This is a genomic window from Lelliottia jeotgali (assembly GCF_977070485.1).
The window spans coordinates 65790-85871 of the sequence record NZ_CDRVFO010000012.1 but is presented as its reverse complement, the minus strand read 5'-3'; the positions used below and the strand labels follow the sequence as shown (position 1 = coordinate 85871).

General features: G+C 62.4%; 19 protein-coding genes. 11 read left to right on the top strand and 8 right to left on the bottom strand.

The genetic code is table 11. The annotated features are described in order from the left end of the window. Positions 1 to 33 precede the first annotated feature (33 nt). From ACW4TB_RS18425 to ACW4TB_RS18415, 3 genes are all read right to left on the bottom strand, one after another. Positions 34 to 1008: a serine/threonine protein kinase gene (locus ACW4TB_RS18425; protein ID WP_012316601.1), complete on the bottom strand. Its 975-nt coding sequence runs from the start codon at positions 1006 to 1008 to the stop codon at positions 34 to 36. 71 nt (positions 1009 to 1079) lie between these two features. Further along, a complete protein-coding gene (locus tag ACW4TB_RS18420) occupies positions 1080 to 1844 on the bottom strand; it encodes a TOBE domain-containing protein (protein WP_254466708.1) in 765 nt (254 codons plus the stop codon). A gap of 26 nt (positions 1845 to 1870) precedes the next feature. After that, a complete protein-coding gene (locus ACW4TB_RS18415) occupies positions 1871 to 2437 on the bottom strand; it encodes a ComF family protein (protein WP_455843042.1) in 567 nt (188 codons plus the stop codon). A 260-nt stretch (positions 2438 to 2697) separates the two neighbouring features. On the opposite strand from ACW4TB_RS18415, the gene bioB reads away from it, so the two are divergent. From bioB to ACW4TB_RS18370, 9 genes are all read left to right on the top strand, one after another. Beyond that, positions 2698 to 3756, top strand: coding sequence for a biotin synthase BioB (gene bioB / locus ACW4TB_RS18410; RefSeq protein ID WP_012316598.1), 1059 nt, complete (start codon positions 2698 to 2700; stop codon positions 3754 to 3756). Position 3757: 1 nt separating this feature from the next. After that, positions 3758 to 4930, top strand: coding sequence for an 8-amino-7-oxononanoate synthase (bioF, locus tag ACW4TB_RS18405; RefSeq protein ID WP_012316597.1), 1173 nt, complete (start codon positions 3758 to 3760; stop codon positions 4928 to 4930). Next, entirely contained in the window at positions 4923 to 5654 is a 732-nt protein-coding gene (locus ACW4TB_RS18400) for an alpha/beta fold hydrolase (protein WP_012316596.1), read from the top strand. The genes bioF and ACW4TB_RS18400 overlap by 8 nt, the downstream gene beginning before the upstream one ends. Then, positions 5647 to 6465: a malonyl-ACP O-methyltransferase BioC gene (gene bioC, locus ACW4TB_RS18395; RefSeq protein ID WP_012316595.1), complete on the top strand. Its 819-nt coding sequence runs from the start codon at positions 5647 to 5649 to the stop codon at positions 6463 to 6465. Before ACW4TB_RS18400 ends, bioC begins: the two co-directional genes overlap by 8 nt. A gap of 10 nt (positions 6466 to 6475) precedes the next feature. Then, positions 6476 to 7156, top strand: coding sequence for a dethiobiotin synthase (gene bioD / locus ACW4TB_RS18390; RefSeq protein WP_012316594.1), 681 nt, complete (start codon positions 6476 to 6478; stop codon positions 7154 to 7156). Positions 7157 to 7274: 118 nt separating this feature from the next. Then, positions 7275 to 7571 (top strand): pyrroloquinoline quinone biosynthesis protein PqqE, encoded by a 297-nt coding sequence (locus ACW4TB_RS18385; protein WP_254466700.1) that lies wholly within the window; start codon positions 7275 to 7277, stop codon positions 7569 to 7571. A gap of 306 nt (positions 7572 to 7877) precedes the next feature. After that, positions 7878 to 9683 carry a phenylacyl-CoA dehydrogenase gene (locus ACW4TB_RS18380; RefSeq protein ID WP_012316592.1) on the top strand — a complete coding sequence of 602 codons (1806 nt, stop codon included), beginning with the start codon at positions 7878 to 7880 and terminating at the stop codon, positions 9681 to 9683. A 211-nt stretch (positions 9684 to 9894) separates the two neighbouring features. Continuing rightward, positions 9895 to 11178 (top strand): GGDEF domain-containing protein, encoded by a 1284-nt coding sequence (locus ACW4TB_RS18375; protein ID WP_279933437.1) that lies wholly within the window; start codon positions 9895 to 9897, stop codon positions 11176 to 11178. A gap of 123 nt (positions 11179 to 11301) precedes the next feature. Next, positions 11302 to 13080, top strand: a complete 1779-nt coding sequence (locus ACW4TB_RS18370; RefSeq protein ID WP_279933435.1) for an acyl-CoA dehydrogenase C-terminal domain-containing protein — start codon at positions 11302 to 11304, stop codon at positions 13078 to 13080. Positions 13081 to 13339: 259 nt separating this feature from the next. Here the strand turns inward: ACW4TB_RS18370 and ACW4TB_RS18365 are convergent, their stop codons facing one another. Further along, a complete protein-coding gene (locus ACW4TB_RS18365) occupies positions 13340 to 14263 on the bottom strand; it encodes a LysR family transcriptional regulator (RefSeq protein ID WP_046787554.1) in 924 nt (307 codons plus the stop codon). A 208-nt stretch (positions 14264 to 14471) separates the two neighbouring features. Here ACW4TB_RS18365 and ACW4TB_RS18360 point away from each other — a divergent pair, with 208 nt between their 5' ends. Both ACW4TB_RS18360 and ACW4TB_RS18355 read left to right on the top strand, forming a co-directional pair. Continuing rightward, a complete protein-coding gene (locus ACW4TB_RS18360; RefSeq protein ID WP_279933432.1) occupies positions 14472 to 15752 on the top strand; it encodes an aspartate aminotransferase family protein in 1281 nt (426 codons plus the stop codon). A gap of 196 nt (positions 15753 to 15948) precedes the next feature. Beyond that, positions 15949 to 16107, top strand: a complete 159-nt coding sequence (locus ACW4TB_RS18355) for a YqaE/Pmp3 family membrane protein (protein WP_012316587.1) — start codon at positions 15949 to 15951, stop codon at positions 16105 to 16107. A gap of 31 nt (positions 16108 to 16138) precedes the next feature. Here ACW4TB_RS18355 and ACW4TB_RS18350 read toward each other — a convergent pair whose 3' ends face one another. From ACW4TB_RS18350 to pqqC, 4 genes are read right to left on the bottom strand one after another with little or no spacing between them, the layout of a single operon-like run. Further along, positions 16139 to 17962 carry a S9 family peptidase gene (locus tag ACW4TB_RS18350; protein ID WP_012316586.1) on the bottom strand — a complete coding sequence of 608 codons (1824 nt, stop codon included), beginning with the start codon at positions 17960 to 17962 and terminating at the stop codon, positions 16139 to 16141. Continuing rightward, on the bottom strand, positions 17928 to 19106 hold the full coding sequence (gene pqqE, locus ACW4TB_RS18345; protein ID WP_455843041.1) for a pyrroloquinoline quinone biosynthesis protein PqqE: 1179 nt from the start codon (positions 19104 to 19106) through the stop codon (positions 17928 to 17930). Before pqqE ends, ACW4TB_RS18350 begins: the two co-directional genes overlap by 35 nt. Then, complete coding sequence (gene pqqD, locus ACW4TB_RS18340; RefSeq protein ID WP_012316584.1) at positions 19048 to 19323, bottom strand: pyrroloquinoline quinone biosynthesis peptide chaperone PqqD; 276 nt, start codon at positions 19321 to 19323, stop codon at positions 19048 to 19050. Before pqqD ends, pqqE begins: the two co-directional genes overlap by 59 nt. Further along, complete coding sequence (gene pqqC / locus ACW4TB_RS18335; RefSeq protein ID WP_279933428.1) at positions 19320 to 20075, bottom strand: pyrroloquinoline-quinone synthase PqqC; 756 nt, start codon at positions 20073 to 20075, stop codon at positions 19320 to 19322. Before pqqC ends, pqqD begins: the two co-directional genes overlap by 4 nt. Between the last annotated feature and the right edge of the window lie 7 nt (positions 20076 to 20082).

Genomic DNA, 20082 nt, shown 5'->3' with positions numbered 1-20082 from the left:
CGACGCCTATTGTAGACAGACCTTTGCAGGCATTTAGAACAATTTCAGGGGTTGCTCGTCGAGTGCCGCCGTTTGCTCGCGCAGGGCCAGAATCTGATCGCCCCAGTAACGCGGCTGGCCAAACCAGGGGAAGCTGCGCGGGAATGCCGGGTCGTCCCAGCGCCTTGCCAGCCAGGCGCTATGGTGCAGCTGGCGCAAGGCGCGCAGCGGTTCGATCAGAGGCAGCTCGCGCGGGTCGAAATCGTGAAACTCGTTGTAACCGTCGATCAGCTCTGCCAGTTGGCCCAGGCGTTCTTCACGGCTACCGGCCAGCATCATCCACAGGTCTTGCACGGCCGGGCCCATCCGGCAGTCATCGAGGTCGACGACGTGGTAGACGTCGTCGCGATGCATCAGGTTGCCGGGGTGCAAGTCGCCGTGCAGGCGCATGACCTGATGTGGGGTGCGTGCGTAGATGTCTTCGACCCGTTTGAGCAGCTCGCGCGCTACAGATTCGAACGCAGGCAGCAATTCCCGAGGTACGAAGTTGCCATCAAGCAGGGTTTGCAGGGAGGCGTGGCCAAAGTTTTCCACAGTCAATGCTTCGCGATGCTCGAACGGGCGTGTTGCCGCGACGGCATGCAAGCGGCCCAGCAACTGGCCCAGACGGTAGAGCTGGTCGAGGTTGCCCGGCTCCGGTGCGTGGCCGCCGCGGCGGGGAAACAGCGTGAAGCGAAAGCCCTGGTGCTCGAACAGGGTCTGTTCATTGTGTTGCAGCGGGGCGACCACCGGCACTTCGCACTCAGCAAGTTCGGCGGTGAAGCGGTGTTCTTCAAGAATCGCTTCATTGCTCCACCGGCCGGGTCGATAGAACTTGGCGATCAGTGGTTGCTCGCCTTCGATACCCACTTGGTAGACGCGGTTCTCGTAGCTGTTCAGGGCCAGTACGCGGGCGTCGCTGAGAAAGCCGAGGCTCTCCACGGCGTCCAGTACCAGGTCGGGGGTGAGGGTCGCGAAGGGGTGAGACATGGTGGCTCCGGGGTGGGCTGCAAGGGCTCATGGTATCAGTGCCGGCCCTCTGGCGGGGTGGCGCGACCAACCTACACCGGTACCCCCAGCAATACATGGGAGGGATGAAACTGCACCCGGACCTGGCTACCTGTTGCCACTGCCTCTTGTGCCAGCCAGTGCGCATCGGCAAACGCGCAGAGTGTCTGGCCATTACCCAGCGCCAGCCTCACTTCACTGGTGTCATGCCCATCCGCTATCACCTCTTCCACGGTGGCCTTGAGCACATTGCTGCCCGCTTCGGCTTCATCTGCGGCGCTCGATAACTGCACCCACCCGGCCTTGAGCAACGCCACCACCATGGTTCCGAGCGTCAGCTCCAGGCGTGAAGTGCTGTCGTGTGTGATCAGTGCCTCGATTTCCAGCCCGCCACCCAGCGCCAGGCTCACGCGGTCGTGCCGCCCCTCGCGGCGCAAGGCGCTGACCTGGCCTTGCAGCTGGTTGCGGGCACTGGTGCGCAACATCAGGCGCCCAAGCAGGTCAAGGTCGCTGGAATCTTCGGCAGCCTCAAGAATCTGGGCCTGCAAGGCCTGTAGGCGCTGGTACAGGCGCAGTACCCGTTCGCCTTCGCCCGACAGGCGGGCGCCACCGCCGCCGCGCCCGCCGGTGCTACGCTCGACCAACGGCTGGCTGGCCAGGTTGTTGAGTTCGTCTATGGCGTCCCATGCGGCTTTGTAGCTTATGCCTGCGGCCTTGGCTGCGCGGGTGATCGAACCTTGCTCTGCGATATGCTGAAGCAAAGCGATGCGCTGTGGGCGGCGCGCGATGTGCTGGGTGAGTAGAGCGGGCAGGGTCATGATGGCGCCTATCTGGGACTGACCGGTCAAGCTTGCCCCGGTTTTGCCGTGCGTGCCAGGCAATACACATCAACCCGACGTGCGCCGGCGCCGCGCAGCAGGGCGGCGATGCTTTGCGCCGTGGCACCGGTGGTCAGCACGTCATCGACCACGGCCACATGCAGGCCGTGCAATGCGCCTTCATCAACCACCGCAAAGGCCTGCTGCAGATTACGCCGTCTGGCCTTGGCATCCAGGCTTTGCTGCGCCGGTGTTTCGCGGGTGCGCCGCAGAAATCGCTCGTTGCTGTCGATTGCCAGGGCCTTGGACAACCACCTTGCCAGCATGCCTGCCTGGTTGAAGCCACGCTCGCGCTGTCGACGCTTTGCCAGTGGTACAGGCAACAGTAGCGATGGCTTGGCCAGGCCATCGGCAAAGCGGTAGCGCAAATCCAGGCTAAGCATTTCGGCCATCAAGCGCCCCAATGGCCACTGGCGATTGTGTTTGAAGCGGCTGATCAGTGTGTCCACAGGAAAGCCGTAATACCACGGCGCTACCACTTGCTCGAAGGCCGGGGCGCGGCGACTGCACTGGGCGCAGGTCAGGCCGGCCATTGGCAGCGGTAGCGCGCAATGTATGCAGTACTCACTCAGCCAAGGCAGTTCTTCCTCACACGCGATACAAATGGGGTGGGGCTGCTCGGCAGAAATGCCGCAGAGCAAACAGGCGTGATCAATATTTATACACTTGTAAACCAGTGCTTTTACCCAAGGTTGACAGTTCATAGGCCTTCCATGACTATGCGAGCTATCCGTGATGCGCTGGCGGGCATTCCTGTCCCGGCGCCAGCTACAGCCTAAACAAGGAAACGCCGATGAGCGCCAGCACAACTGCAACAACACGTCACGACTGGTCCCTGGCCGAGGTGAAGGCCCTGTTCCAGCTTCCGTTCAACGACCTGCTGTTCCAGGCGCAAACCGTGCACCGGGCGCATTTCGACCCTAACCGCGTGCAGGTTTCCACGCTGCTGTCGATCAAGACCGGCGCCTGCCCGGAAGATTGCAAATATTGTCCACAGTCGGGCCACTACAACACCGGGCTGGAAAAACAGAAGCTGATGGAAGTGCAGAAGGTGCTGGAAGAAGCGGCACGGGCCAAGGCCATCGGTTCGACCCGCTTCTGCATGGGCGCGGCCTGGAAGCACCCATCGGCCAAGGACATGCCCTACGTGCTGGAAATGGTCAAAGGGGTCAAGGCCATGGGGCTGGAAACCTGCATGACCCTCGGCAAGCTCGATCAGGACCAGACCCAGGCGCTTGCCCAGGCAGGCCTGGATTACTACAACCACAACCTCGATACCTCGCCGGAGTTCTACGGCAGCATCATCACCACCCGTACTTACAGCGAGCGTCTGCAGACCTTGGCCTACGTACGCGATGCCGGGATGAAGATCTGCTCCGGTGGCATCCTCGGGATGGGCGAGTCGCTCGACGATCGTGCAGGCCTGTTGATCCAGTTGGCCAACCTCCCCGAGCATCCCGAGTCGGTGCCGATCAACATGCTTGTGAAAGTGGCCGGTACCCCCCTGGCCGAAGAAGAAGATGTCGACCCGTTCGACTTCATCCGTATGCTGGCGGTCGCGCGGTTGCTGATGCCCAAGTCGCATGTGCGCCTGTCCGCCGGCCGCGAGCAGATGAACGAGCAGATGCAAGCGCTGGCTTTCATGGCCGGGGCCAATTCGATCTTCTATGGCGAGAAACTGCTGACCACCGCCAACCCTCAGGCCGACAAGGACATGCAGCTGTTCGCTCGCCTGGGCATCAAGCCTGAAGCGCGTGAAGAGCATGCCGACGAAGTGCACCAGGCCGCCATCGAGCAGGCGCTGGTAGAGCAACGCAGCAGCGAGCTGTTCTATAACGCCGCGTCTGCCTGAGATGGCCTTCGATCTTGCAGCGCGTCTTGCCGAACGGCGCGCTGCAGACCTCTATCGGCAGCGACCGCTGCTACAAAGCCCGCAGGGGCCGAACGTAGTGGTCGATGGCCAGCCGTTGCTGGCTTTCTGTAGTAATGACTACTTGGGCCTGGCCAACCACCCTGAGGTGATTGCCGCCTGGCAGGCCGGCGCCGAGCGTTGGGGTGTCGGTGGCGGAGCCTCGCACCTGGTGGTCGGCCACAGCACGCCGCATCATCAGGTCGAAGAGGCGCTGGCCGAATTGACCGGTCGCCCCCGTGCCTTGCTGTTTTCTACCGGCTACATGGCCAACCTCGGGGCCATCACCGCGCTGGTGGGGCAGGGCGATACGGTATTGCAGGACCGCCTCAACCATGCCTCGCTGCTCGATGGCGGTTTGCTCAGTGGTGCCCGCTTCAACCGTTACTTGCACAACGATGCAGTCAGCCTGGCCAACCGCCTGGGCAAGGCCTGCGGCAATACCCTGGTGGTCACCGACGGTGTGTTCAGCATGGACGGTGACCTGGCCGACCTGCCTGCACTGGCCGAGGTCGCGCGTGCGCGTGGTGCCTGGTTGATGGTCGACGACGCTCACGGCCTGGGTACCTTGGGTGCCCACGGCGGCGGAATCGTCGAGCACTTTGGCCTGGGCATCGATGACGTGCCCGTGCTGATCGGTACGCTGGGCAAGGCTTGCGGCACAGCGGGCGCCTTCGTTGCGGGCAGCGATGATTTGATCGAGGCACTGGTGCAGTTCGCCCGGCCTTACATCTATACCACCAGCCAGCCGCCGGCACTGGCCTGCGCCACGCTCAAGAGCCTGGAGCTGCTGCGCCGCGAAACCTGGCGCCGTGAGCACCTGGCCGGGTTGATCCGGCAGTTCCGCGAGGGTGCCGTGCAGATCGGCCTGCAGCTGATGGACAGCCCTACCCCGATCCAGCCGATCCTGATCGGCGACAGCGCACAGGCACTGCGCCTGTCGCAGATGCTGCGCGAACGAGGCCTGTTGGTCACCGCCATCCGCCCGCCTACCGTACCTGCTGGCAGTGCACGGCTAAGGGTAACCTTGAGCGCTGCGCACAGTGAGGCGCAGGTACAGCTATTGTTGAATGCATTGGCCGATTGTTATCCACAGCTGGAGGCCGCCGATGCGTAACCGACTGATCCTTCTTCCCGGCTGGGGCCTGGGTACCGCGGCCCTGGAGCCGCTGGCCGCCAGCCTGCGAGCGCAGGACTCGCGCCTGCAGGTTGAGCTGGCGCCCCTGCCGGAGCTGGCCGACGCCGATGTACAGGCGTGGGTCGACTACCTTGACCGCAAACTGCCCAGTGATACCTGGCTGGGCGGCTGGTCGCTTGGCGGCATGCTCGCCAGTGAGCTGGCTCGCAAGCGTGGCGACCATTGTTGCGGGCTGTTGACCTTGGCCAGCAACCCCTGCTTCGTGGCACGGGCGGATTGGCCGCATGGCATGGCCGATGACACCTTCGGGACCTTCCTCGACGGTTGCCGCAGCCACACCTCTGTGACCCTCAAGCGTTTCCGTACCTTGTGCAGTGACGGCGCCCTGCAGCCGCGCACGTTGCTGCGCCAGCTAGGCGTAGGGGTACCGGACACCGACCCACTGTACCTGGCCACCGGGCTTGAGGTGCTGGCTCAGCTGGATACCCGCGAAGCGCTGCAGGCGTACGGCGGCCCGCAACTGCACCTGTTCGCCGGCAGCGATGCGTTGGTGCCCCCCGAGGCGGCCAAAGCGCTGAGCGAGTTGTTGCCCGACGTTGAAGTCGGCCTGGTTGAAGAGAGTTCCCACGCTTTCCTGCTGGAGTACCCGCAGGAGCTGGCGGCGGGCATCAAGAGTTTCCTGCATGAGAGTGGCGATGACTGACCTTTCCCGTCCAACCCTGCCCGGCGCGCTGCCGGACAAGCGCCAGGTAGCGGCCTCGTTCTCCCGCGCGGCAGCCAGCTACGACAGCGTGGCGGCCTTGCAGCGCGCGGTGGGCGTGACCCTGCTGGAGCAGTTGCCGGACGCACTGACGCCATCGCGCTGGCTCGACCTGGGCAGTGGCACGGGGCATTTCAGCCGGGTGCTGGCCGAGCGCTTCACGCCGGCGACGGGCGTGGCCGTGGACATCGCCGAAGGCATGTTGCGCCATGCCCGAAGCGAGCAGGGCGGGGCCCGCTACCATGTGGCAGGCGACGCCGAGCGGCTGCCGCTGCGCGATCACAGCGTCGACCTGGTTTTCTCCAGCCTGGCGGTGCAATGGTGCGCGCAGTTCTCCAGCGTGCTGGAAGAAGCACGGCGGGTATTGTGTCCGGGGGGGGTGCTGGCCTTCAGCAGCCTGTGTGTCGGTACCCTCGATGAATTGCGCGCCAGTTGGCAGGCCGTGGATGGCATGGTGCATGTCAACCGCTTCCGCCGGTTCGAGGACTACCAGCGACTGTGCGCGGCAAGCGGCCTGGAGCAGCTTGGCCTGCGTCAGCAGGCGCATGTGCTGCACTACCCGCATGTGCGCGGCCTGACCCATGAGCTCAAGGCACTTGGCGCTCACAACCTCAACCCTGGGCGGCCGTCGGGCCTGACTGGCCGCGCCCGCATGCAGGGGCTGCTGCAGGCGTATGAAGCATTCCGCCAGCCGCAAGGGCTGCCCGCCACCTATCAGGTGGTCTATGGTGTGTTGCGCAAGCCAAAGGCGTGAGAGGAGCGAAATGAGCCAGGCCTATTTCATTGCGGGTACCGATACCGATGTCGGCAAGACCACCATCGCAGCGGGGCTGTTGCATGCCGCACGGCTGCAGGGCCTGAGTACGCTGGGTGCAAAGCCGGTGGCGTCCGGCTGCACAGTTACCACAAAGGGGCTGCGCAACGCTGACGCCCAGGCATTGATCGACGAGAGCACGCTCAAACTGCCTTATGAAGCGATCAACCCTTTTGCATTTGAACCTGCCATCGCGCCGCACGTGGCGGCGCGTGAAGCGGGTGTGACGCTGGAGGTGCCGGCCCTGCTCCAGGCCATGCGTCACGTGCTGGATCAGGGCGCGGATTTCACCCTGGTCGAAGGTGCCGGTGGCTGGCGCGTGCCGCTGTCTGGTCATGCCAACCTGTCTGACCTGGCAATCGCCCTCAAGTTGCCGGTGATTCTAGTGGTAGGGGTGCGTCTTGGCTGCATCAACCACGCATTGCTCAGCGCCGAAGCGATCGCCAGGGACGGGTTGCAACTGGCAGGCTGGGTGGCCAATGTCATCGACCCGCGTACGTCGCGGCTGGAGGAGAACCTCGCCAGCCTGGCCGAGCGCTTGCCAGCGCCTTGCCTGGGGCGGGTGCCCAAGCTCAAGCAGGCGACTGCCGATGCAGTCGCGGAACATCTGCAGCTGGACTTGCTGGACTGAAGCGCCATGCCTCACGTCTATCAGATAGCACGGGGCCATTAGCGATTTAAACGGGCCTTTATGGCCCGGGCCTGCTTTAATCAGGCCTGTTCACATCCAGCGTCATTGGAGTTTTGACATGGAAATCACCGGTAGCTCCGCCTACTACGCAGGCCTCAGTGCCATCCAGAGCGGGCAGAACCGCATCGACCAGGCGGCCAGCCAGATCGCCAGCAACACTGTCGAACGCGCCGCCACCAGCCAATCCAGCGATTTTCAGGCCGAGCGCCTGCGTGCGGTTGACCGCAGTCAGCAGATGGACCTTGCCACCAGCACTGTACAGCTGGCTTTGGGCAAAACCGAGGTCGAACTGGGCGCGAAAGTCGCCAAGGCTTCCGACGAAATGCTCGGCCGGTTCATCGATACCTACGCCTGAACCGCGTCACTTTCACAAACCTGCACAGTGCTCTGTGGAAGCGGGCCTGCCCGCGGATGCGTTTGATCAGGCTAGATTTTTTGTCTGAACCGACGCCTTCGCGGGCAGGCCAGCTGCCATTGGCATTGGTGCTTTTGCAGGCGATGGCATAAACGCCATGTTTCGCGGCATAAATGGCACCATAGTCCCTCCTTGACATCGGTCAGTCCTAAACGTAAGTTTCAAACAACTGTTTGACCGAAAGCCGGCAAGAGCTGGTCGGTATCAGCGGTCTCCCCACCGGACTCATCACAGAGGTTCATCGCAATGCCTGATTACAAAGCCCCCTTGCGTGATATTCGCTTCGTTCGCGACGAGCTGCTTGGCTATGAGGCGCACTATCAGAGCCTGCCGGGTTGCCAGGACGCAACGCCCGACATGGTCGACGCGATCCTCGAAGAAGGCGCGAAATTCTGTGAGCAGGTACTGGCCCCGCTGAACCGTGTCGGTGACCTGGAAGGCTGCACCTGGAGCGAGTCCGGCGTGAAGACCCCGACCGGTTTCAAGCAAGCCTACGAGCAGTTCGTCGAAGGCGGCTGGCCGAGCCTTGCGCATGATGTCGCTCATGGCGGCCAAGGCTTGCCTGAGTCGCTGGGCCTGGCGTTGAGCGAGATGGTGGGTGAGTCGAACTGGTCTTGGGGTATGTACCCGGGCCTTTCCCATGGCGCGATGAACACCATTTCTGCGCACGGTACTGCAGAGCAGCAGGAAACCTACCTGACCAAGCTGGTATCGGGCGAATGGACAGGCACCATGTGCCTGACCGAACCGCACTGCGGCACCGACCTGGGCATGCTGCGCACCAAGGCCGAGCCGCAAGCTGACGGTTCCTACCGCATTTCTGGCACCAAGATCTTCATTTCTGCCGGCGAACACGACATGGCCGACAACATCGTCCACATCGTGCTGGCCCGCCTGCCGGATGCGCCAGCCGGCACCAAAGGTATCTCGCTGTTCATCGTGCCGAAGTTCCTGCCCAATGCCGAAGGCGGAGTGGGTGAGCGCAACGGCGTGACCTGCGGCTCGATCGAGCACAAGATGGGCATCCACGGCAACGCTACCTGCGTGATGAACTTCGACAGCGCCACCGGCTACCTGATTGGCCCAGCCAACAAGGGCCTGAACTGCATGTTCACGTTCATGAACACCGCACGCTTGGGCACTGCGCTGCAAGGCCTGGCACATGCCGAAGTGGCCTTCCAGGGTGGCCTGAAGTACGCCCGTGACCGCCTGCAGATGCGTTCGCTGACCGGCCCCAAAGCGCCTGACAAGGCTGCTGACCCGATCATCGTGCACCCGGACGTTCGCCGCATGTTGCTGACCATGAAGGCCTTCGCCGAAGGCAACCGCGCCATGGTCTACTTCACCGCCAAGCAGGTGGACATCGTCAAATACAGCCAGGACGAGGAAGAGCGCAAGAAGGCCGACGCCCTGCTTGCCTTCCTGACCCCGATCGCCAAGGCTTTCATGACCGAAGTCGGCTTCGAGGCGGCCAACCACGGCGTGCAGATCTACGGCGGCCACGGCTTCATCGCCGAGTGGGGCATGGAGCAGAACGTGCGCGACAGCCGAATCTCCATGCTGTACGAAGGCACCACCGGCATTCAGGCCCTAGACCTGCTGGGCCGCAAAGTGCTGATGACCCAGGGCGAAGCGCTCAAGGGCTTCACCAAGATCGTGCACAAGTTCTGCCAGGCGCAGGAAGGCAATGAGGCGGTCAAGGAGTTCGTCGAGCCGCTGGCTGCGATCAACAAGGAATGGGGTGAGCTGACCATGAAAGTAGGTATGGCCGCCATGAAGGATCGCGAAGAAGTAGGCGCTGCATCGGTGGATTACGTGATGTACTCCGGTTATGCGTGCCTGGCGTACTTCTGGGCCGACATGGCACGCCTGGCTGCCGAGAAGCTGGCTGCCGGCACTTCGGAAGAGGCCTTCTACACCGCCAAGCTGCAGACGGCGCGCTTCTACTTCCAGCGTATCCTGCCGCGTACCCGCACGCACGTCGCGACCATGCTGTCCGGTGCCAACAACCTGATGGCGATGGACGAAGAGCACTTCGGCCTGTCCTACTAAGCCGCAAGGCGTCACTGAAACCCGCTTGCCTTCACCGGCAGGCGGGTTTTCGTATTTTTGGGGCCGCTACGCCCCAAGATCCGGTTACAAGAAAAGCTCAAGCCCTCTGCCCCTGCTGCCGTTAACCCCCCGTGCATTCATCTATTCATGTGCGCTGCCGATGAAGTAAAGGCACAATGCCATTATTGATCTGCCGGGTCGGAGATTACCCTTGTTTCGTTTAAACGCTGTACGCGCAAGCCACTTCCTGCCTTCACTGATCCTCTTGCTGGCAGGGCTTGCGGCGGCATACGTGAGAGACCTCAGCGTCTTCTTCACATCACTGTTCAACGTCCTGCCCACCTTGGTCCTGCTGCTGGGCGGCGCCTACTGCGCGGTATACCGTCGCCAGCGCGAGCTGTTCTTGATGGTCACGGTGTACATCGCCTATTTCCTGCTCGATACCCAGACTGACTACTACCGTGACAACGGCCGCGTGCGCGAGGACGCAGCGGTGATCTTCCATCTGGTGTGCCTGTTGCTGCCTGCATTGTTCGGCCTGTTTGGCGCCTGGCAGGAGCGCACCCACCTGGCCCAGGACCTGCTTGCCCGGTTTGCTGTGCTGTTCGCGGTGGGTAGCGTGGCAGTGGCGCTGGAGCAAAGTTTTCCCCAGGCACTGCTGGCCTGGTTGGCGGAAATCCGTTGGCCGTCGCTGCATGGGCAGTGGATGAGCCTGATACAGATGGTCTACCCGTTGTTCATCGGTGTCTTCATGCTGCTGGTGGTGCAATACCTGCGTGAGCCAAGGCCCCTGCATGCAGCCCAGATCATCGGGCTGATCGGTATCTTCTGGATGCTGCCCAAAACGTTCATCCTGCCGTTCACGCTGAACATCATGTGCAGCCAAGTGATGTTGATGATCGCTGCGGCGGTCTCCCACGAGGCCTACCAGATGGCCTTCCGTGACGAACTGACCGGCCTGCCTGGGCGGCGCGCACTGAACGAACGCATGCAGCGCCTGGGGCGCAACTACGTGATTGCCATGACCGACGTCGATCATTTCAAGAAATTCAACGACACCCACGGCCACGATGTCGGTGACCAGGTATTGCGCCTGGTCGCCAGCCGGCTGTCGAAGGTCACCGGTGGTGGGCGCGCCTACCGCTACGGTGGCGAGGAGTTTGCTCTGGTGTTCGCCGGTAAGACCGCCGAGGAGTGCGTGCCGCATGTGGAAGCCGTGCGGGAGATGATCGCCAATTACACGATGCAGCTGCGTGACCAGAACAATCGGCCACAGGACGATTCCGCCGGCCGTCAGCGCCGCAGCGGCAGTGGGGCAGGCACAGTATCGGTGACCATCAGTATCGGCGTCGCTGAACGCCTTATCGAGCACCGCAACCCCGAAGAGGTGCTCAAATCTGCCGACCAGGCGCTGTACAGCGCCAAAGGTGCCGGCCGCAACTGTGTCATGGTTTACGGCCAACAATCACGGCGCGGGGCCGTTCGAACTGCGTGACCATTATTGACTATATGGTCGCGTGATGACCCTATGTCTCGCAAAAGTTGTTCGGTTACACTGGATTCAACTCCGTGCTGCGGTCCTTCGAGACCGCCCCGACCCCACCAGCGAGAGGTTGTCATGGCTGAATATAAAGCGCCGCTGCGCGACATGCGCTTCGTTCTGAATGAAGTCTTCAACGTGGCAGAGCTGTGGGCGCAATTGCCTGAGCTGGCCGAAACGGTCGATGCGCAAACCGCACTTGCCGTGCTGGAAGAAGCAGGCAAGGTCACCAGCAGGTCCATCGCCCCGCTCAGCCGAGCGGCTGACGAAGAGGGCTGTCACTGGGAAAACGGTGCGGTAAGCACCCCGGCTGGCTTCATCGAGGCCTACAACACTTACGCCGAGGGCGGCTGGGTGGGTGTGGGCGGCGATCCCCGGTACGGTGGCATGGGCATGCCCAAGGCGATTTCGGCCCAGGTTGAAGAAATGGTCAACGCGTCGAGCCTGGCGTTCGGCCTGTACCCGATGCTGACTGCGGGTGCCTGCCTGTCGATCAACGCCCACGCCAGCGAAGCGCTCAGGGAAAAGTACCTGCCGAACATGTATTCCGGCGTGTGGGCAGGTTCCATGTGCCTGACCGAGCCGCATGCCGGTACCGACCTTGGCATCATCCGTACCAAGGCCGAGCCCCAGGCCGATGGCAGCTACAAGGTCAGCGGCACCAAGATTTTTATCACTGGCGGCGAACACGACCTGACCGAAAACATCATCCACCTGGTACTGGCCAAGCTGCCGGACGCACCGGCTGGGCCAAAGGGCATCTCGCTGTTCCTGGTGCCCAAGTTCCTGGTCAACGATGACGGCAGCCTTGGGGCACGCAACCCGGCTACCTGTGGCTCTATCGAGCACAAGATGGGTATCCAGGCCTCGGCCACGTGCGTAATGAACTTCGATGAAGCAGTAGGTTACATCGTCGGCGAGCCGAACAAGGGCTTGGCCGCGATGTTCACCATGATGAACTACGAGCGCCTGGGCGTGGGCATTCAGGGGTTGGCCACGGCCGAACGTTCCTACCAGAATGCCGTCGAGTATGCCCGCGACCGTTTGCAGAGCCGCGCCCCCACCGGCCCCCAGGCCAAGGAAAAAGCGGCCGACCCGATCATCGTCCACCCGGATGTGCGCCGCATGCTGCTGACCATGAAAGCGCTGATCGAAGGTGGTCGCGCCTTCTCCACGTACGTGGCAATGCAATTGGACAGCGCCAAGTACAGCGAAGAGCCGGGTACGCGCAAACGCAGTGAAGAGCTGGTGGCGCTGTTGACTCCGGTAGCCAAGGCCTTCCTCACCGACCTGGGCCTTGAGTGTGCGGTGCATGGCCAGCAGGTGTTCGGTGGCCATGGCTACATTCGCGAGTGGGGCCAGGAGCAACTGGTACGCGATGTGCGCATTACCCAGATCTATGAAGGTACCAACGGTATTCAGGCCCTGGACCTGATGGGTCGCAAGGTGGTGGCCAGTGGTGGTGCCTACTACAAGCTGTTCTCCGAGGAAATTCGCCAGTTCATTGCCAGCGCGGGTGGCGACCTGGATGAGTTCACCAAGCCGTTGGGTGCATGCCTCGATCAACTCGACGGGCTGACCGAGTGGGTACTGGAGCAGGCCAAGGGCAACCCGAATGAGATTGGTGCTGCGTCGGTCGAGTACCTGCATGCCTTTGGCTATGTCGCCTATGCCTACATGTGGGCGTTGATGGCGCGGGCGGCCAAGGCAGGTGAGGGCGATGAGGCGTTCTACTCGGCCAAGCTGGGGACGGCACGTTTCTACTTCGCCAGGCTGCTGCCGCGGGTGGATTCGCTGGTGGCTTCGGTCAAGGCGGGGAGTGAGTCGTTGTACTTGCTGGATGCCGAGCAGTTCTGACGACTGGGATATACGCCCGCCGTTTGTTGATGAGCGTTGGTTGTAAGCATTTTCCTACATCACGCGGTGACTTTTCGCCACTGGTGTCAGATTGGATCCACGGCTAATCTTCCTACATGGACGTTGCGCAGGAAGCGCAAAGGACAGAACAGGGACAAACGAAGGATTTCCTGCCAGGACGGTGGGGCGATAGGGATGTCACAGGGAAAAAGTCTGGGAAAACCCCGCTTCGGCGGGGTTTTCTTTGCGCGCGTGTATTTCAGCCAAGCACATCCAGCGGTGAAGCCCCCAGCTGCCGTGCGTCGGCCTCTTCCTCGAGCAACGTGCGCAGCAACTCAACCGATGCCTGCTGGCGCTGAGCATCGCGAAATACCAGGCCAACCTTCAATGGCACCCGCGGCTCGCTCAATGGTTTCCACAGTAACCCTTGGTCATCGTCGGCAGCCTCCTTGGCGCGGCCAGGCAGGATAGTGGCCAGTGCGGTGTGGGCCAGGCTGTCGAGAATGCCGCCCATGTTGTTCATCTCCGCCTGAACCTGCGGCCTGCGCCCCAGGCTGGCCAACTGTTGCTTCCAGATCTGACGGATCTGGAACTCCTCGCCAAGCATCAGCATCGGCAGTTCTGCAGCTTGTCTGATAGAGACCTTCTTGAAGTCCTTCAGCGGATGGGTATCAGGGATCACCAGCTGCAGTTCATCTTCGTACAGTAGCAAGCCGTGCAGCCCAGGTTGGCGTGGCGGCAGGTAGCTGATACCGATATCCAGGTTGCCGTTGAGCAGGCGTCGTTCGATTTCCAGCCCGGACAGCTCGTAGATCTGTACCACAAGATGCGGTTGGGCCTTGCGCAACCGCTCAAGCAACTGCGGCACCAGGCTCGGCCGAACCGTCTGTAGTACGCCGATGGCCAGCGTGCGCAAGGACTGGCCCTTGAAGTTACGCATCGCTTCGTGGGCGCGCTGCAGCCCGTCGAGCAGGGGCAGGGCGTGGTTGTAAAGGGTGTGGGCCGCCAAGGTCGGCAGCAGGCGCTTGTTGCTGCGCTCGAACAGGCTCAGGTCAAGGCTGTGTTCAAGCTGGCGGATCTGCTGCGAGAGGGCCGGCTGAGACAGTGACAGGCGTTCAGCAGCGCGGCCGACATGGCCTTCTTCATACACCGCGACGAAATAACGCAGTTGGCGAAAATCCATAAGTATTACTTATCGAAAAAGCTGAAAAAACGGAATGGCCGCAAGCGCCGCCGAGGCCTAGTCTATCGCCGTATTCCAGCGGGTTACAGCGATCAATTCGCGCATTGTTACCCCGTTTGAGAAACACTTTTGATAGGAAAGGCAAAATTATCAAGCGCCGGCGCCCAGACCGGACGTTGCCCTTTGCCGTGACTGGCCGGAGCCCCCGATGAACCTGTTCAACCTGCGCCGATCGGCCCCCGCCGCGGCTGTCGAGCCAAAGCGTGCGCCGGTAAGCGTGCCAGACGCATCGGCGTTGTCCCGTGAGCGCCTGATGCCCGGCGCCGAACGTGCGCCACAAGTGTTCGTGCGTGGCCAGGGTTCCTGGTTGTGGGATAACGAAGGGCATGCCTACCTGGATTTTACCCAGGGCGGCGCAGTAAATAGCCTGGGCCACAGCCCCAGCGTGTTGGTCAAGGCGCTGGGAAACCAGGCCCAGGCGTTGATCAACCCGGGGGCTGGTTTCCATAGTCGTGGTCTGCTGGCGCTGGCCAACCGCTTGTGCCAGAGCACCGGTAGCGATCAGGTGTACCTGCTCAACAGTGGCGCCGAGGCCTGTGAGGGGGCTATCAAGCTGGCGCGCAAATGGGGCCAACTACACCGCAACGGCGCCTATCACATCATCACTGCCAGCCAGGGCTGCCATGGCCGCAGCCTGGGGGCCTTGTCGGCGTCCGATCCGCTGCCGTGCAACCGCTGTGAACCCGGCCTGCCTGGCTTCAGCAAAGTGCCATTCAACGACCTGGCGGCGCTGCATGCAGAAGTCGACTCGCGAACTGTGGCAATCATGCTTGAGCCGGTCCAGGGCGAGGCAGGTGTGATTCCCGCGACAAGGGAATACCTCAAAGGCGTCGAGCGGTTGTGCCGTGAGCTGGGCATCCTGCTGATCCTTGACGAGGTGCAGACCGGCATTGGCCGCTGCGGAGCATTGCTGGCCGAGGAAACCTACGGGGTGCGCGCTGACATCATTACCTTGGGCAAAGGCCTGGGAGCCGGCGTGCCGCTGGCGGCCTTGCTCGCTCGTGGTACCGCCTGTTGTGCGGCCCCCGGCGAGCTGGAGGGCAGCCACCACGGTAATGCGCTGATGTGCGCTGCGGGCCTCGCGGTACTGGATACCGTACTGGAGCCGGGCTTTTTCGAGCATGTCCAGGACAGTGGCCGCCATCTGCGCGATGGCCTGAGCCGCCTGGCCGGCCGCTATGGCCAGGGCGAAGTGCGCGGCCAAGGGCTGCTCTGGGCGCTTCAGTTGCAGGAACATCTGGCCAAGGACCTGGTGCAGGCAGCCTTGCACGAGGGCCTGCTATTGAATGCGCCGCAGGCCGATGTGGTGCGTTTTACACCGGCGCTGACGGTGAGCAAAGGCAACATCGATGAAATGCTCCTGCGCCTAGCCCGGGCCTTCGCACGCCTGCACGCGCAGCAGCATGCCCGCCGTGAAGTCTCGGCCTGATAAGAATTCTACGAACCGTCTGGCGTTCCTGCGCATCGCCCCTGGCCTGATTCATTTGGCCCGGGGCGTTTTTTTTGTGGTGGGGCAGGCCTTTGGCGAGGCGGCTGGGCCCTGCAAAAAAAACCACGACGTGCACCATTGGAACCTCTGTGATGCCCAGCTAGTCTCTGTTTAGACCCTTTGAGGAGAAACTTGCATGGACATCATTCGCATCATCATCGCCATCATCCTGCCGCCGCTGGGTGTGTTTCTGCAGGTCGGGTTCGGCGGGGCGTTCTGGCTGAATATCCTGCTGACCTTGCTGGGGTACATTCCGGGTATCGTGCATGCGGTGTATATCATCGCCAAGCGCTGAATCTGCTGGGGCCGCAGCGCGGCCCCAGGTTTCACAGGGCCAGCACCCGGCAATAGAATTTCCATTCCTCCTCAAGGGCATGTGCAAGGTTTTCGGCCTTTCGAAAGCCATGCCGTTCGCCCGCATAGAAGTGCCCCTCGGCCTCGATGCCATTGGCCGTTAACGCTTCAAGCATCGAGCGCGTCTGCTCCGGCACCACCACAGCATCCAGTTCACCCTGAAAGAAAATCACCGGTACGTTGATCTGCTCGGCATGCAGCAGTGGAGTACGTTGGCGATAGCGCTCGGCATCCTGTTGCGGGTCACCGATCAGCCAGTCGAGGTAATCGCCTTCGAACTTGTGCGTGGCGCGGCCAAGCGCAACCGGGTCACTCACCCCGTAGAGGCTGGCACCGGCACGGAAGACGTCATGGAACGCCAGGGCGCACAGGGTGGTATAACCGCCGGCACTGCCGCCACGTATGAAGGCTTTGCGGGGGTCTATCAAACCGCGTTCGGCCAGGTGTTCGACCGCCGCGCAGGCATCCTGAACATCGCTCTGGCCCCAGCGCAAGTGCAGGGCCTGGCGATATTCGCGACCATAACCAGTACTGCCCCGATAGTTCAGGTCGGCAACGGCAAAGCCACGCTGGGTCCAGTACTGAACCCGTGGGTCCAGGACCGGATAGCAGGCTGAGGTTGGCCCACCATGGATGAACACCACCAGTGGGGAAGGCCCTTTGGCGCCGGCTGCCGGATAAAAGAAACCATGGGCAACCTCACCGCCACTGTCGTAGAGGATGGATTGCGGCAGGCTGATGCAATCGGCTGGCAGTAATTCGGCGCCGCCTGCCAGAACCCGTACTTCGTGGCTTGCCCGGTCAATGGCAATGACGGCTGGCGGGCTGATCGGCGAGGCAGCGATTGCGTAGAGATGCCCGGCGTCGATGGCCAGGCTACGAAAACGACTATAGGCACTGGCGAAACGCTCCATCTGACCGTCGGCTGTGCGTAGCCCGAGTTGCCCTACGCCACCTTCGAACCAACTGGCCAGGTAGCTTTGTGGTCCGAGTGCCAGCCAGGTACTGGTGCCCAGTTGCCAGGGGGCGGCAGCGTGGTCCGCAGGCTCGGCCGGCAAGGCTTGCCATAGCCCGTCGAGCTCGCCCCAGGGCTGCCAGAAACCATTACGGTCGGACAGGCAGTACAAGCGCCCTTCAGCGTCGAAGCGCGGTTGCTGGAGGGATTCGTCATTCGCCGCGATGCAGCGCGGCGCGCCCCAGCTACCGTCACTTTGCCGTTCGCGACACATCAGCCGTGTGACTGTCCATGGCTGCGCCGGTCGGTCCCATTCGATCCAGGCCAGACGTGTGCCATCGGCGCTGATCGTAGGGGATGCATAGAAATCAGCGCCTGCGGCGAGCACTTCAACGGTGCCCTCACCCAATGCCACCAGGCGATGTTCCACACTCTCGCCATGGCACTCCTCGACCGCCAGCACTTGGCCGTCGTGCCATTGCAGGTCGCCGTAGCGGCATTGGGCATTCTGGGTCAACGCATGCGGTGGCGCGCCATCAAGTCCCTGGTGATAGATCTGCTGGTCCTTCTCGTTGACGAACACCACTGCGTCATCGCTCAGGCAGAAACTGCCTCCACCGTATTCATAGACCCGGCTGCGCACGCTGAAGCCGTCAGGCGTGAGGCAGCGTGCCTGCTGGTCACGCCAGCACCAGATGCGGCAGGCACCGTCGGCCGGGCGAAATTCATTCCAGAACAGGCCTTTGGGGCTGGCTTTGAGTTCGGCGAAATCGGTGCCGGCGGCGACGGCCTGCGCGGCACTGAATTCACCCGCGGGCAATGACACGTGAGTTGCGCTCATTACGGAAGGTCATCTGTTCAATGGCGAGGTCGGCCGTTTCTGCCTCCTCGCGGGCCTTGAGGATGATGCCGTGGTCGCTCGACTTGGCGCACACCGGGTCGGCGTTGCTGGCATCGCCGGTGAGCATGAAGGCCTGGCAGCGGCAGCCGCCGAAGTCCTTTTCTTTCTCGTCGCACGAGCGGCAGGGCTCGGGCATCCAGTCATAACCACGGAAACGGTTGAAGCCGAACGAGTCGTACCAGATGTGCTTGAGGTCGTGATCGCGAACATTCGGGAACTGCACCGGCAGCTGACGTGCGCCATGACAGGGCAGGGCAGTGCCGTCCGGCGTGATGGTCAAAAACAGGCTGCCCCAGCCATTCATGCAGGCCTTGGGGCGCTCCTCGTAGTAGTCCGGCGTGACGAAGATCAGCTTGCACGGGTTGCCTTCGGCCTTGAGCTTTGCACGGTACTCGTTGGTGATGCGTTCAGCGCGTTCAAGCTGCGCACGGGTCGGCAACAGGCCCAGGCGGTTGAGGTGTGCCCAGCCATAGAACTGGCAGGTGGCGAGTTCGACGAAGTCGGCCTCCAGTGCCACGCACAGCTCGATGATGCGGTCGATCTTGTCGATGTTGTGCCGGTGGGTGACGAAGTTGAGCACCATCGGGTAGCCATGGGCTTTCACTGCCCGAGCCATCTCCAGCTTTTGTGCGAAGGCCTTTTTCGACCCCGCCAGCAGGTTGTTCACCTGCTCGTCGCTGGCCTGGAAACTGATCTGGATGTGGTCCAGGCCGGCTTCCTTGAAGTTGGCGATACGTGCCTCGGTCAGGCCGATGCCGGAGGTAATCAGGTTGGTGTAGTAACCCAAGCGGCGCGCTTCGCCGATCAGCTCGGCGAGGTCCTGGCGCACCAGCGGCTCACCGCCGGAAAAACCGATCTGCGCGGCACCCATTTCACGGGCTTCGGCCATCACCTTGAACCACTGCGCGGTCGACAGCTCCTTGCCCTGTTCGGCGAAGTCGAGGGGGTTGGAGCAGTAAGGGCACTGCAGCGGGCAGCGATAGGTCAGTTCGGCCAGCAGCCACAGCGGCAGGCCGACCGGTACCTCAGGCGAGAGTGATCCAGTGTTCGCCACGGGCCACCTCCATGAATTGCTCGATGTCATCAGCGACTTCGGGCACACCAGGGAATTGCTGTTCGAGCTCGGTGATGATCGCGTTCACATCACGTTTTCCGTCGATCAGGCCGCCTATGAGGGACGCGCTGTCGTTGAGCTTGATCATGCCCTCAGGGTAGAGCAGCACATGGCCTTTCTGCGCCGGTTCGTACTGGAAACGGTAACCGGGGCGCCAGTTCGGCACTTGCTTGCGGTCGAAACTCATAGGGCAATCCCCTTGTGCCATACCCGTTGCTGGGTGACGGTGTGATACGGCGGGCGGTGCAGCTCGTAGGCCATGCTCATGGCATCGAGCATGCTCCAGAGGATATCCAGCTTGAACTGCAGGATTTCCAGCATACGCTCCTGGGCCGCCCGGGTGGTGTAGTGCTGCAATGTGATCGTCAGACCGTGTTCGACATCGCGCCGGGCCTGGCCCAGGCGGGTGCGGAAGTACTCGTAGCCGGCAGGATCGATCCACGGATAGTGTTGCGGCCAGCTGTCCAGGCGCGACTGGTGGATCTGCGGGGCGAACAGTTCGGTCAGCGAGCTGCTGGCCGCTTCCTGCCAGCTGGCACGGCGGGCGAAGTTCACGTAGGCATCGACGGCGAAGCGTACACCTGGCAGCACCAGCTCCTGGGAACGCAGCTGGTCCGGGTCGAGCCCCACGGCCTGGCCCAGGCGCAGCCAGGCTTCGATACCACCGTCTTCGCCCGGGGCTCCGTCGTGGTCGAGCAGGCGCTGGATCCACTCACGGCGCACTTCGCGGTCCGGGCAGTTGGCCAGGATCGCGGCATCCTTCATCGGGATGTTCACCTGGTAATAGAAGCGGTTGGCCACCCAGCCCTGAATCTGTTCGCGGGTGGCGCGCCCTTCGTACATCGCCACGTGGTAGGGGTGATAAATGTGGTAGTAGGCGCCCTTGGCGCGCAGGGCCTGCTCGAATTCGGCAGGCGACAGTGGCAGTGCCTCGCTCATCGGGCCT

Excerpts from the sequence above, each read along its gene's own strand:
- ACW4TB_RS18425 (WP_012316601.1), bottom strand. The coding sequence starts at position 1,008 with ATGTCTCACCCCTTCGCGACCCTCACCCCCGACCTGGTACTGGACGCC.
- ACW4TB_RS18420 (WP_254466708.1), bottom strand. The coding sequence starts at position 1,844 with ATGACCCTGCCCGCTCTACTCACCCAGCACATCGCGCGCCGCCCACAG.
- ACW4TB_RS18415 (WP_455843042.1), bottom strand. The coding sequence starts at position 2,437 with ATGGCCGGCCTGACCTGCGCCCAGTGCAGTCGCCGCGCCCCGGCCTTC.
- bioB (WP_012316598.1), top strand. The coding sequence starts at position 2,698 with ATGAGCGCCAGCACAACTGCAACAACACGTCACGACTGGTCCCTGGCC.
- bioF (WP_012316597.1), top strand. The coding sequence starts at position 3,758 with ATGGCCTTCGATCTTGCAGCGCGTCTTGCCGAACGGCGCGCTGCAGAC.
- ACW4TB_RS18400 (WP_012316596.1), top strand. The coding sequence starts at position 4,923 with ATGCGTAACCGACTGATCCTTCTTCCCGGCTGGGGCCTGGGTACCGCG.
- bioC (WP_012316595.1), top strand. The coding sequence starts at position 5,647 with ATGACTGACCTTTCCCGTCCAACCCTGCCCGGCGCGCTGCCGGACAAG.
- bioD (WP_012316594.1), top strand. The coding sequence starts at position 6,476 with ATGAGCCAGGCCTATTTCATTGCGGGTACCGATACCGATGTCGGCAAG.
- ACW4TB_RS18385 (WP_254466700.1), top strand. The coding sequence starts at position 7,275 with ATGGAAATCACCGGTAGCTCCGCCTACTACGCAGGCCTCAGTGCCATC.
- ACW4TB_RS18380 (WP_012316592.1), top strand. The coding sequence starts at position 7,878 with ATGCCTGATTACAAAGCCCCCTTGCGTGATATTCGCTTCGTTCGCGAC.
- ACW4TB_RS18370 (WP_279933435.1), top strand. The coding sequence starts at position 11,302 with ATGGCTGAATATAAAGCGCCGCTGCGCGACATGCGCTTCGTTCTGAAT.
- ACW4TB_RS18365 (WP_046787554.1), bottom strand. The coding sequence starts at position 14,263 with ATGGATTTTCGCCAACTGCGTTATTTCGTCGCGGTGTATGAAGAAGGC.
- ACW4TB_RS18360 (WP_279933432.1), top strand. The coding sequence starts at position 14,472 with ATGAACCTGTTCAACCTGCGCCGATCGGCCCCCGCCGCGGCTGTCGAG.
- ACW4TB_RS18355 (WP_012316587.1), top strand. The coding sequence starts at position 15,949 with ATGGACATCATTCGCATCATCATCGCCATCATCCTGCCGCCGCTGGGT.
- ACW4TB_RS18350 (WP_012316586.1), bottom strand. The coding sequence starts at position 17,962 with ATGAGCGCAACTCACGTGTCATTGCCCGCGGGTGAATTCAGTGCCGCG.
- pqqE (WP_455843041.1), bottom strand. The coding sequence starts at position 19,106 with ATGACATCGAGCAATTCATGGAGGTGGCCCGTGGCGAACACTGGATCA.
- pqqD (WP_012316584.1), bottom strand. The coding sequence starts at position 19,323 with ATGAGTTTCGACCGCAAGCAAGTGCCGAACTGGCGCCCCGGTTACCGT.
- pqqC (WP_279933428.1), bottom strand. The coding sequence starts at position 20,075 with ATGAGCGAGGCACTGCCACTGTCGCCTGCCGAATTCGAGCAGGCCCTG.